The organism is Epibacterium sp. HA2-3 (assembly GCF_055693725.2).
In genome coordinates this window covers 2,677,402-2,689,784 of sequence record NZ_CM172490.1, presented here as the reverse complement: position 1 = coordinate 2,689,784, position 12,383 = coordinate 2,677,402, and the positions used below count along the sequence as shown (strand labels likewise).

10 protein-coding genes are annotated in these 12,383 nt (G+C 63.5%); 5 read left to right on the top strand and 5 right to left on the bottom strand.

What is annotated here, in order from left to right; translation table 11 throughout:
- Positions 1 to 51 precede the first annotated feature (51 nt).
- From ACZ1HH_RS12640 to ACZ1HH_RS12625, 4 genes are all read left to right on the top strand, one after another.
- Complete coding sequence (locus tag ACZ1HH_RS12640) at positions 52 to 3,105, top strand: ABC transporter transmembrane domain-containing protein (RefSeq protein ID WP_472636794.1); 3,054 nt, start codon at positions 52 to 54, stop codon at positions 3,103 to 3,105.
- 114 nt (positions 3,106 to 3,219) lie between these two features.
- Positions 3,220 to 4,104, top strand: coding sequence for a CPBP family intramembrane glutamic endopeptidase (locus ACZ1HH_RS12635; protein WP_011539991.1), 885 nt, complete (start codon positions 3,220 to 3,222; stop codon positions 4,102 to 4,104).
- Positions 4,105 to 4,166: 62 nt separating this feature from the next.
- A complete protein-coding gene (gene accD, locus ACZ1HH_RS12630) occupies positions 4,167 to 5,129 on the top strand; it encodes an acetyl-CoA carboxylase, carboxyltransferase subunit beta (protein WP_472636793.1) in 963 nt (320 codons plus the stop codon).
- A gap of 154 nt (positions 5,130 to 5,283) precedes the next feature.
- Complete coding sequence (locus ACZ1HH_RS12625) at positions 5,284 to 6,555, top strand: bifunctional folylpolyglutamate synthase/dihydrofolate synthase (protein ID WP_472636792.1); 1,272 nt, start codon at positions 5,284 to 5,286, stop codon at positions 6,553 to 6,555.
- A gap of 8 nt (positions 6,556 to 6,563) precedes the next feature.
- On the opposite strand, the gene ACZ1HH_RS12620 is transcribed toward ACZ1HH_RS12625, so the two are convergent.
- Complete coding sequence (locus tag ACZ1HH_RS12620) at positions 6,564 to 7,313, bottom strand: DeoR/GlpR family DNA-binding transcription regulator (RefSeq protein ID WP_472636791.1); 750 nt, start codon at positions 7,311 to 7,313, stop codon at positions 6,564 to 6,566.
- A 127-nt stretch (positions 7,314 to 7,440) separates the two neighbouring features.
- Entirely contained in the window at positions 7,441 to 8,514 is a 1,074-nt protein-coding gene (zapE, locus tag ACZ1HH_RS12615; RefSeq protein WP_472636790.1) for a cell division protein ZapE, read from the bottom strand.
- Between the two features lie 159 nt (positions 8,515 to 8,673).
- On the opposite strand from zapE, the gene ACZ1HH_RS12610 reads away from it, so the two are divergent.
- A complete protein-coding gene (locus tag ACZ1HH_RS12610; protein WP_011539986.1) occupies positions 8,674 to 9,912 on the top strand; it encodes an MFS transporter in 1,239 nt (412 codons plus the stop codon).
- A gap of 2 nt (positions 9,913 to 9,914) precedes the next feature.
- Here the strand turns inward: ACZ1HH_RS12610 and ACZ1HH_RS12605 are convergent, their stop codons facing one another.
- The 3 genes from ACZ1HH_RS12605 to ACZ1HH_RS12595 are packed head-to-tail and all read right to left on the bottom strand — an operon-like array spanning position 9,915 to position 12,378.
- On the bottom strand, positions 9,915 to 10,847 hold the full coding sequence (locus tag ACZ1HH_RS12605) for an alpha/beta fold hydrolase (protein WP_487320298.1): 933 nt from the start codon (positions 10,845 to 10,847) through the stop codon (positions 9,915 to 9,917).
- Positions 10,844 to 11,761 carry an ornithine cyclodeaminase family protein gene (locus tag ACZ1HH_RS12600; RefSeq protein WP_472636788.1) on the bottom strand — a complete coding sequence of 306 codons (918 nt, stop codon included), beginning with the start codon at positions 11,759 to 11,761 and terminating at the stop codon, positions 10,844 to 10,846. Before ACZ1HH_RS12600 ends, ACZ1HH_RS12605 begins: the two co-directional genes overlap by 4 nt.
- Entirely contained in the window at positions 11,758 to 12,378 is a 621-nt protein-coding gene (locus ACZ1HH_RS12595) for an HAD family hydrolase (protein ID WP_472636787.1), read from the bottom strand. Before ACZ1HH_RS12595 ends, ACZ1HH_RS12600 begins: the two co-directional genes overlap by 4 nt.
- Positions 12,379 to 12,383 lie beyond the last annotated feature (5 nt).

Here is a 12,383-nt window from a genome sequence, read left to right as displayed (position 1 = left end):
TGGTTTGTTCGCCCCCGTGCAACCTCCGCACTCCGACTGAGGACAAGGGCGGTGGAGCCGAGCCTGTTTTCCTTTATCTGGCGCTATTCGAAACGGCAGCAGTTTGGCCTCCTGCTGCTGACCCTGATGACGTTTCCCTTTCTTTACGCGACCTTGGAGCTGCCCAAGCGGATCATCAACGATGCCATCGGCGCGCCGAGCGCCTGGATCGACCTCTGGGGCTGGCGGCTGAGCGCGCAGCAGTATCTTCTGGTGCTCTGCTTTGCGTTTCTGGGTGCGGTGCTGGCGTCGGGAATGATGAAGATGCGGCTCAACACGCTCAAGGGCATCCTTTCCGAGCGTCTCCTGCGCCGCCTGCGCTACCAGATGATCGCGCGGATGATGCGCTTTCCCACCAGCCATTTCCGCACCACCAGCCAGGGCGAGATGGTCTCGCTCATTACCTCCGAATCAGAACCGATGGGCGGTCTGATGGGCGATGCGGTGGCGCAGCCGGTGTTCCAGGCCGGGCAGATGCTCACGATTGTGTCCTTCCTGTTCATCCAGAGCGTCTGGTTCGGGCTCGCGTCGGTGGCGCTCATTCCGCTCCAGGCCTGGCTCATTCCGATGCTGCAGCGCCAGATCAACCTGTTGAACAAGGACCGCATCGCCGAGGTGCGCGCGCTCTCGGCCGAGATCGGTGAAACGGCCGCCGGGCTGCAGGATTTGCGCAGCAATGGTGGCTGGCGCTACCGGCTGGCGCAGGTCTCCGATCGCCTCGGGCGGCTCTTTGAAATCCGCCGCCGGATCTACATGAAAAAGTTCTTCATGAAGTTCCTCAACAACCTGATCGGCCATCTGACCCCGTTTTTCTTTTATTCGGTGGGGGGCGTGCTGGCGCTGCGCGGTGAGATCACCGTGGGGGCCTTGGTGGCTGCGCTTGCGGCTTACAAGGACCTCTCGGCGCCGTGGAAAGAGCTGCTGACCTATTACAACCAGGTGCAGGATATGTCCCTGCGCTGGCAGATCATGACTGAGAAATTCTCGCCTCCCGGCATGATCGACCCGGCGCTTTTTGAGGGGGTGCCGCAAAAGGTGCCACATCTGCGCGGTGACATCGAGCTGCGCGACGTGACCGTGCGCGATGCAGAGGGCAAGCCGGTGCTTGATGGCCTGACGCTCACCATTCCCGCTGGGGCCCAGGTCGCGATCCAAAGCAGTTCTGCCGCCGAACGTCAGGCCCTGGCGCAGCTTTTGACCCGCGAGGTGCTGCCCACGCGCGGCGAGGTGATCGTGGCGGGCCATCCGCTCGCGGAACTGCATCAGGGCGTCATTGCCAGCCGCATCGGCTATGCGTTCAACGCGCCCTATCTCTTTGACGGCACGCTTGGCGATAATGTCTTGATGCCGCTGCGCAACCAGCCTCGCGCCACCGCGGCAGAACGGCAGCTCTTGCAACGGGCCGAGGCGCTCAAGGCGGGCAATAGTGGCGATCCGGTGAATGCGGATTGGGTCAACCCCGATCTTGCCGGGCTGCGTTCGGAACATGATCTGCGGGACTGGTGGTTCCAACTCGTCGAGGCGATGGGCATCGACGGCCAGCTCTTTCACCGCACGCTGCATGCGCGTCTGCAGGATCGCCACCGCGCGCTTGAGGCGCAGATCACCGCGCTGCGCCCACGCATTGCCGAACGACTGGAGGCGCAGGGCCTGCGCGATGTGGTCTATCGTTTTCTGCCCGATCTCTATAATCCAGCCCTGCCACTGGCAGAAAACATGATGTTCGCCTTCCCGGTGGAGCCAGTGCCCCCAACGCTCTTTACCGATCCTGATGGCCCCTTCCAACGGGTCTTGCGCGCCGAAGGGCTGGAGTCCCAGACCCGCGACATCAGCCTCGCGCTGATAGACACGTTGCAACGTACCTTTGGACGCGGCCAGACCTCGCACCCGTTGTTTCGCCGCCTGAACCTCGACGAGGAGCTCTATGCGCGGATCGTCAAAGCCGCCGACCGCTATCGCGAGAACCGGGTGCTGGACGGCACCGACCGGGCGCTTTTGTGTACCCTGCCGTTCCTGCTCACCGAAGAGCAGCTCGGGGCGGGCCTGCCGCGCGATTACAAGCTGCGCATCCTTGGAATCCGCAACCGTCGCGGCGATCTGTTGCTCGCCGATTGCGGCGGTGTCTACCGGCGTCTGCGGGCCGGGGAATATGCCCGCAAGCTCACGGTGCTGGAGAACGCGCTCTTTGGCCGGATCTCGATCCATGCGGGCGGCAAGGCCCAAGCGGTCGAGGACGTTGTGGCCGATGTGATGGCCGACAACGACCTGAAAGCACGGTTGGCGCTGATGATCTACGATCTGCCCACCGGGCTTGGCGGTGCGCTGCTGGAGCCGGTGTTCCGCGAACGCGCCGCCTTCACCCGCGCGGCGATCAAGCGGCCGGACATCCTGATCCTCGATCATGTGCTGGCGAGCCACGACTCGGACAACCGGCTGAAAACCCGCAACCGGCTGCAGGCTCTCTTGCCCAAGACCACCATGATCCACCTCGAGGATCATTTTGAACACCCCTCGCGCTATGATCTTCACCTCACGCTCCGGGACGGGCGGATCGACGGGCAAAGCGGCGTGGCGACCGCGCTTCTGGACGCGCCCGAAGAGGCTGAGGATGATTTTGACCGCAAGCTGTCCGAGATCGGGTCGGCGGATCTCTTTGCCCGTCTGGATGCCCGCCATCGCCGTCTTCTGGCGTTTTCGGCCTCTTGGGTGCGCGTGCCGACCGGCGCGGCGGTGTTTCGCGCGGGCGAGGCGGGGGATGCGGTCTATCTGTGTCTTTCGGGGCAGGCGGAGCTGCAATTCCCCGAGGATGGCAGCGCGCTCGATATGATCGCGCCCGGACGGCTGATCGGGGATCTGGCTGTGATTACCGCCGCGCCGCGCCAGCTCGATCTGTTTGCGGTGGAGGATTGCGTCTTTCTGCGTATCGGGGCCGAGGAGTTCCGCACCGTAATCGAGAGCGACATCACCGTGGCGCTGCACCTGTTGCAGACCGTCTCTGGCCATCTCTCGAGCGCGGCGGTCGCGTTGCAGGACGCCCGCTCAGCTCAGGGCAGCGCCGAGCCTTGACCGCCCAATGACCGCCCGCTGGGCGCCGGGTGACCGCCGATTGGCCGCAGATGTTCTGCCCACTGGCCTCGACGGCCAAAGGCGCGTAGACCTCTGAGCAAAGAAGGACCGCCCATGCGCTGCTATCGCCCTCACGAGATCCTGCTGCATCAGGCCCGCCCCACAGCCGAGGTCTGGCGGCTGGCGCTGGGCATGGTTCTGGTGGTGCTGACGTGGTTCGGGCTTGGGCTGATCTCTGATCTGGTCCTGCTGCCCGGCGTGCTGGCCCTCACCGGCGAGGCCGATCTAGCGGGCGGCAGCGACCCCGCCGGCATGGCGATCCTGCTGGGGCATTTCATCTTTATGATCATCGCCGTGGGGCTGGTGCTGCAGATGCTCCATGGCCGCAGTCTGGGCGGGCTTTTGGGGCCGCGGGCCCTGGTAATCCCGCAGGGGGCCCGGGTTCTGCGTATGCTCGTGATCCTTCTGGTCGTGCTGATGCTGCTGCCGCCCTATGACATGGGCGCGCCGCTCGAGCCGAATCTGGCGTTTGGACCCTGGCTGGCGCTTCTGCCGGTGTCGCTTGTCTTGGTGCTCATTCAGGTCAGCGCCGAGGAAATCCTGTTTCGCGGCTACCTCCAGCAGGGTCTCGCCGCGCGCTTCAGCAGCCCGCTGGTCTGGCTTGTGCTGCCGTCGCTCCTGTTTGGCATGGGCCACTACATGCCGGAAGCCGCGGGCGAGAACGCCTGGCTCATCGTGGCGGGGGCCACGCTCTATGGAATGCTGATGGCCGATCTCACCGCCCGTGCAGGCAGCCTGGGCCCCGCGATTGCTGTGCATTTCGTCAACAACGTCTGGGCGCTTCTGTTTGTGGCTTCGCCCTCGAATCTCAGTGGGCTTGCGCTCTACCTGCATCCCTATGCGATGGATGACCCCTTGGCGCTGCGTCCGTGGCTCTGGGTGGATCTCATGGTGATGCTGGTCACATGGCTTGCGGCACGGCTTGCGATCAGGGCCTGATTGCAATTGACTGAAAGTCACCTTATCTGGGGACGCAACGCCAATCAGGCAGAGGCCATTTGATGAACTGGATCACCAACTACGTCCGCCCCACGATCAACTCGATCTTCTCGCGCCGCGAGGTGCCCGAGAACCTGTGGAAGAAATGTGACGAATGCGGCACCATGCTGTTTCACCGCGAGTTGAGCGACAATCAGAACGTCTGCACCAACTGCGGCCACCACATGCACATCACGCCGCGCGACCGTTTCAAGGCGTTGTTTGATGGCGGTGTCTTTGCCGAGGTGAAGGTGCCGGAACCGGTTGTCGATCCGCTTAAGTTCCGCGACCAGAAACGCTATCCCGATCGCCTGAAGGCGGCGCAGAAAACCACCGGCGAAAAAGAGGCGATGCTGGTCGCCACCGGCGAAATCGGCCGCACGCCCATCGTGGCCGCCGCGCAGGACTTCTCCTTCATGGCGGGCTCCATGGGCATGTATGTCGGCAACGCCATCATCGCCGCCGCCGAAGAGGCCGTGAAACTCGGCCGCCCGCTTGTGCTCTTTTCCGCTGCAGGCGGCGCGCGCATGCAAGAAGGAATCCTGTCGCTGATGCAGATGCCGCGCACCACCGTCGCGGTCGAGATGCTCAAGGAAGCGGGCCTGCCCTATATCGTCGTGCTGACCCACCCCACCACCGGCGGTGTGACCGCGTCTTATGCGATGCTGGGCGATGTGCATATTTCCGAACCCAACGCGCTCATTTGTTTTGCCGGTCCCCGCGTGATCGAGCAGACCATCCGCGAAAAGCTGCCCGAGGGCTTTCAGCGTGCCGAATATCTCCTGGATCACGGCATGCTTGATCGGGTGACACCGCGCACCAAGCTGCGCGAGGAGCTCATCACCATCATTCGTATGATGATGAAGCTGCCCCCGCAGGTGCATGGCGATCTGCCGGCCCCGGCGCCCGAGGCACAGCTCGAAGCCCCGCAAAAAGACGAAAAAGCGCCTGCGGAGGACGCATCGGGCGCAGACAAGAGCGTCTGAAACCTCGCATAATCACTCTTGCCTGACCCAAGGTCGGGCAGCGCCCGTCCCGCCCTAAACGGGGCGGGCGCTTCGCTTTCACCCCGACGGGACGGGCGCGGCCCTATCGCATGTGGCCCCGTGTCGCTCCGTGATCAGACAGGTTCAGGCCGCCATGACCGAACAGACCTCCGATGCCATTCTCGCCCGCATGATGGCGCTGCACCCCAAGATCATCGACCTGACGCTGGATCGGGTCTGGCGTCTTCTGGCGGCGCTCGACAACCCGCAGGACAAGCTGCCCCCGGTGATCCATATCGCGGGCACCAACGGCAAAGGCTCCACCCAGGCGATGATCCGCGCCGGGCTTGAGGGCTGGGGCAAATCCGTTCATGCCTATACCTCACCGCATCTGGCGCGCTTTCATGAACGCATCCGTCTGGCGGGCGATCTGATCTCAGAGGCGCATCTCACGGAGGTGCTGGATGAGTGCTACAGCGCCAATGGCGACGCAAGCATCACCTATTTCGAGATCACAACCGTCGCGGGGCTGCTGGCGTTTTCACGCACACCCGCCGACTACACCCTCCTCGAGGTCGGTCTTGGCGGGCGTCTGGATGCCACCAATGTCATCACGCCCGAGGTCTCTGTAATCACTCCGGTCTCGATCGATCACGAGCAATTCCTCGGCAATACGCTGGCCAAGATCGCAGGCGAGAAGGCCGGGATCATCAAACGCGGCGTGCCCGTGGTGGTCGGCCCCCAGGCCGAAGAGGCGATGGAGCTCATCGAGGACACCGCGATGCGCCTGGGCGCCCCCCTGATCGCCTATGGCCAGCACTGGCATGTCTCCGAGGAGCGCGGCCGTCTCGTCTATCAGGACGAGCGTGGCCTGCTGGACCTGCCGCTCCCGGCTCTGCTGGGCGCGCATCAGATCCAGAACGCCGGCGCCGCCCTTGCGGTGCTGCGCCACCTTGGCGCGGATGAGGCCGCCTGCGAGGCGGCTGTTACGGGTGCCGAGTGGCCCGCCCGTATGCAGCGCCTCAAAACCGGCCCGCTGGTGGAAATCGCAGGCGCGGCGGAACTGTGGCTTGATGGCGGTCACAACGCCGCCGCAGGCATTGCCCTTGCCGATGTGCTGGCCAAACTGCCCAAGCGCCCGACGCATCTCATTTGCGGCATGCTCAACACCAAGGATGTGACCGGCTATCTGCGCCCGCTCGCCGCCGAGGCCCAGAGCCTCACGGCGGTGTCGATCCCGGGCGAGGCGGCAACCCTCTCGGCCGAGGAAACCAAAGCGGCGGCCAGTTCCGTGGACCTTCCTGCGACCACTGCGGGCTCTGTTGCCGAGGCGCTCACCGCCATTCTGGCGCGCGACCCAGACAGCCGCGTGCTGATCTGCGGCTCGCTCTATCTGGCTGGCAATATCCTGCGCGAGAATGGCTAGCGCGTCTCCTATGCCAGCACCAAGGCCCCCGCGCTGAGCCCAGCAGCGAGGGCTTTTGGGGGCGGCGCATTTGTGATGACATAATCGGGATCGTGGAGCCAGCCGCCCCGCGCCGGCGCGCGGCGCTGGAACTTGACCTGATCGAGCACCAGAACCGACTGCCGTGCGTGGGTTTGCATCGCGGCCCGCGCGCGTGCCTCTTCGGTGCGAAAATCCAAAAGCGCGCCGTCGTCATCCACACCCGCCACGCCAAAGATCGCAAAATCCACGCGGTAGGCGGCAAAGAACTCTGCCGCCGCACTGCCCGAGACACTGCGATCGCGCACGGCGCCGCCGCAGATCGATAGGGTGATGTCCTCGGCGTCCCACAGATGGCTTGCCGCAACCAGATTGTTGGTGATGACGTCACGCCCGCCTGCATGGGCCAAAAGCCGCGCCACCTCTGCCGGGGTGCTGCCAAGACCGATCGACACCGACGCCCCCGCCGGAATGAGCCGCAGCACCTCGCGCGCCAATGCGGCCTTCTCACGCTGTTGCTCCACGGCGCGCGAGGCATAGGGCCGCGCGCCCTCATGCGGCCTGACGCCCCGATGCACCCGCATCAGCAGTGCCCGGTCGCGCAGGTCGTTGACATCGCGGCGGATGGTCTGTGTGGTGACGCCAAAACGCCCCGCCAGATCCTCGATGGTGGCAAAGCCGCTCTGCTCCAGCAGCCGCAGAATATCGCGCTGTCTCTCGCTCAGGTCGGTGGCATTCATCCGCACGCTCCCCTGTTCATACGAACATTACCTTTGTAGGGGGCGCCCCGCATGATGCAAGAAAACTCTCTGATTAGGCCCTGTTTGTGCTCATTTGAGGTTACAATACCTCTCAGATGAGCATGGCTCAGGCCTTGGGCTGACCCCAGTCCTTGTCCTGCATCTCCCGCAGGCGCGAGGCGGTGCGCTCGAATTCAAAGGCCCCGTCGCCCTCCATATAGAGGAACTCCGGCTCTGCCGCGGCCGAACAGATCAATCGCACGCGTGCCTCATAGAGGGCGTCGATCAATGTCATAAAGCGCTTGGCCTCGTTGAAGTTGTTGCGCCCCAGCGCGGGGATGTTCTCGAGCACCAGCACCTTGACCGCATCGGCCACCGCCAGATAATCGCCCGGCCCCAGCATGGTGCCGCAGAGATCATAAAAGGTCACCCGTCCTACCCCGTTGCGATAGGCAGGCAGGGTGACTTCGCGTCCCTTCACCATCAGCACCAGTGGTTCTGCCGCACCGCCGGTAAGATCGCGCCAGATCGCGTCCATCTCGGCGCGCACCTCAGCGTTGAGGGGCGTGAAATAGACCCGCGACCCGGTCAGACGGTCCTGTCGGTAGTCTTTGGGGCTGACCATCTCATGCACTTGCATCTTGTCTTTGATGAGGTCGATGAACGGCAAGAACAGCTGCCGATTGAGCCCGTTTTTATAAAGATCGTCCGGCACCCGGTTCGAGGTGGTCACCACCACCACACCCGCCTCAAAGAGCGCCTCAAACAGGCGGCCGACGATCATCGCATCGGTGATATCGGTGATCTGCATCTCGTCAAAGGCCAACAGCCGCACCGAGGCCACCACATCCGCCACCACCGGCGCCAAAGCGTCCTCGGTGCCCGCTTCACGCGCGAGATGCATCTTGGCGTGGATCTCTTGCATGAAGGCATGAAAATGCACCCGGCGGCTGGGGATGTCATCAAGGCTCTCGACAAAGAGATCCATCAGCATCGACTTGCCGCGCCCGACACCGCCCCAGAGATAGAGTCCCTTGACCTCCGGGCGCACGGCCTTGCGAAACAGGCCCCGTTTTACAGGCTCTGCGCGCAGGCCATCCGCAATCCGGTCAAACTCCGGCAACACCGCTTGCTGCGCGGGATCCGGCTGGATCTGCCCGGCGTCGACGCGGGCCTGATAGAGGTCGGTCATATGTGTCATGCCCCCAGCCATAGCCGGATGATTTTGCAAAGGAAAGCGTGGCATGGCCCTTGGCTGAACCCGATTGTTCAATTTTCCTAATGCATCGCCTCAAAACTCCTGAATTGACGCATGGGGCAGGTTGGTGACACTGACAGGCAACTCTTGCGGAGAAGCGCCATGGACCGATCCACCCCTCTGTTTACCCCCGTCCTTCTGGTGGGCTGCCTGATCATCATGGTGAGCTTTGCCGTGCGCGCCTCCTTTGGGGTGTTCCAGATCCCGATCGCCGATGATTTTGGCTGGCTCCGGAGCGAGTTCTCCCTCGCCATCGCGATCCAGAACCTCGCCTGGGGGATCGGGCAGCCGATCTTTGGCGCCATTGCCGAGAAGATCGGAGACCGCAAGGCGATCATCATCGGGGCCGTGGTCTATGCGGCGGGGCTTGTGCTGAGTGCCGGCGCCACCACCCCCTTCGAGATGCAGGCCTATGAGTGGCTGGTGGGCTTTGGCGTTGCGGGCACGGGCTTTGGCGTTGTGCTTGCGGTGGTCGGCCGGGCGAGCTCGGACGAGAACCGGTCCATGTCGCTGGCGATTGTCACCGCGGCAGGCTCTGCGGGGCAGATCTTCGGCGCGCCGACGGCGGAATATATGCTTGGGCTGATGTCCTGGCAGTCGGTGTTCCTGGTCTTTGCCGGCGTGGTGCTGGCGCTGATCCTGTCGCTGCCCCTGATGCGCGCGCCGGTCTCTGCGGGCAAGGCGGAGCTTGAGGAAAGCATGGGCGCGATCCTCAAAAAAGCCTTCCGCGACCCGTCCTACACGCTGATATTCCTCGGGTTTTTCAGCTGTGGCTATCAGCTGGCCTTTGTGACGGCGCATTTTCCGGCCTTTGTGACCGAGATGTGCGGGCCGATCATGCCCGGCGGCGTGCTGCATGGGATGGGGATCACGACGACCTCGGCGCTGGGTGCGGTGTCGATTTCGCTCATCGGTCTGGCGAATGTGGCAGGCACGCTGCTCGCGGGCTGGGCGGGCAAGCATTACTCCAAGAAATATCTGCTGGCGGGGATCTACACCGCGCGGACCATCGTGGCTGGGGCCTTTATCCTGCTGCCGATCACGCCTTTGTCGGTGATCCTCTTTTCGGTTGCGATGGGCTCGCTCTGGCTCGCGACCGTGCCGCTTACTTCCGGGCTGGTCGCGCATATCTACGGGCTGCGCTACATGGGGACGCTATACGGGATCGTGTTCCTGAGCCACCAGATCGGCGGGTTCCTCGGCGTGTGGCTCGGTGGGCGGATGTATGACATCTATGGCGACTACACGATGGTCTGGTGGATCGGTGTGGGCGTCGGAGCCTTCAGCGCGATTGTGCATCTGCCGGTGCGCGAGCGTCCGTTGCAGGCGGCTGCGGCCTGATCTCAGAGCCCGCGGCGCTGGTTCTCCGCGATCAGGCGAGCCACGTCCCCGGCATGGGTGTAGACCACCTCGTGGCCTGCATCCTCGACCACCTCCTGTTTGGCAGATCGGTTCAGTTCTGCCAGACGGCCGCTGGTCTGCGGTGGGATAATCACGTCATCGCGCGCCCAGATCGCCAGAACCGGCAGACCCTGACGGTTAAAGAGCTTTTGCTCCTCGGCAAAATCATTGCGCAGAATACCGCGGATCGCGGCGAGGTTTGACGGCATATAGCCGCGCCGGCTCAGTTGTGCCTGCTGCGCCTGTCGCACGGCGTCGGGGGTGCGGGGGTCGGAAAACACGCCTTTGACATAGCGTCTGGCAACGATCGGATAGCTCCAGCGCAGGATCAGGTCCTGAATGCCATGGGCGTGCCTTCGAAACTCTGCCATGGGGGTGCGCGGCTTGTGCAGCCCGACGGTGGTGACAAGGATCAGACTGCGCACCCGCCAGATATTTGCCGCCGCAAAGGCGGTGGCAATGGCCCCGCCCGCAGAATGGCCCACCAGGACGAAGTCCTCGACAATCCCTTCATAGGCCAGCAGGTCATCAAGCTGTTGCAGCAGAAACGCCCGATCCTGAAGCCCCGGCACATAGTCGGAATAGCCCCGCCCATAGAGATCATAAAGAAGCACCCGATAGCCCATCTCGGCCAGTTCCTGCGCCAGCGGCAAAAAACTCTCGGAAGGGGTGGTGATGCCATGCACGCAAACCACCACCGGCCCGCGCAAGGGACCGATCCAGCGATAATGCGTCTGCCCCTGGGATAGCTCCGCAAACTTACCCGGTGCGTCGCGGCGCATCGACTCGGTAAGCGGCCGACGCAGGGTCTCCTGAAGGGCGGGCAAAAACAGCAGCGCCCCCAGACAGAGCACTGCGCTGAGGAACCAAATCATGTCTGCTGCGTCCACAGATCCAGAACGTGACGACTGGTCATCAGGTCCAGATGCGCCCCGCCGCCGTTCTTGAAGAGCGTGATGGCCTCGGGGTCAAACCGCTCAAACCGATCCAGCGCGTAGAAATCCGCCAGCACATCCGCCCGCTGCAATGCCCCCGACGCAAGCGGGATCTTGAACTCGCCGATGTGGTCGAGCGTGGTGTCAAAGCTGTCGCAATAGATCCGGGCGCGGCTCAAGGCCAGATCGTCCGCCTCGCGCATGTCGGGCCGATAGGCACCAATCATGTTGAGATGCTGCCCCGGCCGCAGCCAGGCGCCTTGGATCACCGGTTCGGTCGACATGGTCGAGGTGAGGATAATATCCGCAGCCGTCACCGCCTGTTCCAGATCCGGTGCCACCGCGACGCCGGGATAGGCTGTCGCCAGCATCTCGGCCTTTGCAATGGTGCGGTTCCAGACGCGGATCTGCGCGTCGCCCCAGACGGCTGAAAAGGCTTCGATCAGGCTCGCCGCGACAGTGCCCGCCCCTACGATCAGGATTTCCTTGGCCTTGGGGTTGGCCAGCCTGCACGCGCCCAAGAGACTGTCTCCGGCGGTTTTCCATTTTGTGACGAGGTGAAAATCCACCAGCGCCTCGGGCTGGCCGGTGGCATCATCAAAGAGGCTCACCGCGCCGTTTATCATCGGCACCTCGCGGGTCGGGTTGTCGGGAAAGATCATCGCCGTCTTGACCGCGATCCCAAGCCCGTCGATCCAGGCCGAGCGCGACAACAGCGTATCCTTGCCCCGATAGAGAAACGTATCGCCCACCTCGGCCTTTGGGCGCCTGTGCCCCTCAGCCAGCGCATCCGTCAGCGCCACCCATTCCAGCAGCGCCTCTCCCTCGTCAAAGCCGATTTGCGTCAGGCTCATTGTGCCTCCTCTTGAGTTAGCAGCCCCTCCTTGACCAACCGTGCCGCCCAGGTCTCGGGGCGATCGAACAGATGGGTGTGCCAGCCGCGCACGGCAGCAGCGGTGACGTTTTCAGGGCGGTCATCGGTGAACAGCAGCTCGTCGGGGCGTCGCCCGGTGCCCGCTTCCAGATGCGCATAGATCTCCGCATCCGGTTTGATGCACCGCAGATGCGCCGACACAAACGCCTGATCGAACTCGCGCAGGAACGGATAATGGGTCTGTGCGATCACAAAGGTCTCCGCGCCAAAATTCGTCAGCGCATAGACCGGCACGCCCTTGGCCTTGAGCGCGCGCAACAGGCGCACGGAATGCGGGATCTCGGGGCTGGCCATCTCGATCCAACTGTCGTGCCAATGGCGGATCTCCGCGGCCCAGTCGAGGTGTTTGTCCGCCAGCCCATAAATCGTTTCGCGAAAGGGGTGGCCGCGGTCCACATCGAGGTTCGCCCCATGCAGATCGACCTCCTGAAACAGCGCATGCCGGCGCGGCTCCCCGATCAAACGGTCAAAAAAGCGCTCCGGTTCCCACTCAATGAGAACGCGACCAATATCAAAGACAACGGCGGTAATGGGCATATTTT

What these genes read in the sequence shown, in the direction of transcription:
- ACZ1HH_RS12635 (WP_011539991.1), top strand. Translation starts at nt 3,220, where the DNA reads ATGCGCTGCTATCGCCCTCACGAGATCCTGCTGCATCAGGCCCGCCCC.
- accD (WP_472636793.1), top strand. Translation starts at nt 4,167, where the DNA reads ATGAACTGGATCACCAACTACGTCCGCCCCACGATCAACTCGATCTTC.
- ACZ1HH_RS12625 (WP_472636792.1), top strand. Translation starts at nt 5,284, where the DNA reads ATGACCGAACAGACCTCCGATGCCATTCTCGCCCGCATGATGGCGCTG.
- ACZ1HH_RS12620 (WP_472636791.1), bottom strand. Translation starts at nt 7,313, where the DNA reads ATGAATGCCACCGACCTGAGCGAGAGACAGCGCGATATTCTGCGGCTG.
- zapE (WP_472636790.1), bottom strand. Translation starts at nt 8,514, where the DNA reads ATGACACATATGACCGACCTCTATCAGGCCCGCGTCGACGCCGGGCAG.
- ACZ1HH_RS12610 (WP_011539986.1), top strand. Translation starts at nt 8,674, where the DNA reads ATGGACCGATCCACCCCTCTGTTTACCCCCGTCCTTCTGGTGGGCTGC.
- ACZ1HH_RS12605 (WP_487320298.1), bottom strand. Translation starts at nt 10,847, where the DNA reads ATGATTTGGTTCCTCAGCGCAGTGCTCTGTCTGGGGGCGCTGCTGTTT.
- ACZ1HH_RS12600 (WP_472636788.1), bottom strand. Translation starts at nt 11,761, where the DNA reads ATGAGCCTGACGCAAATCGGCTTTGACGAGGGAGAGGCGCTGCTGGAA.
- ACZ1HH_RS12595 (WP_472636787.1), bottom strand. Translation starts at nt 12,378, where the DNA reads ATGCCCATTACCGCCGTTGTCTTTGATATTGGTCGCGTTCTCATTGAG.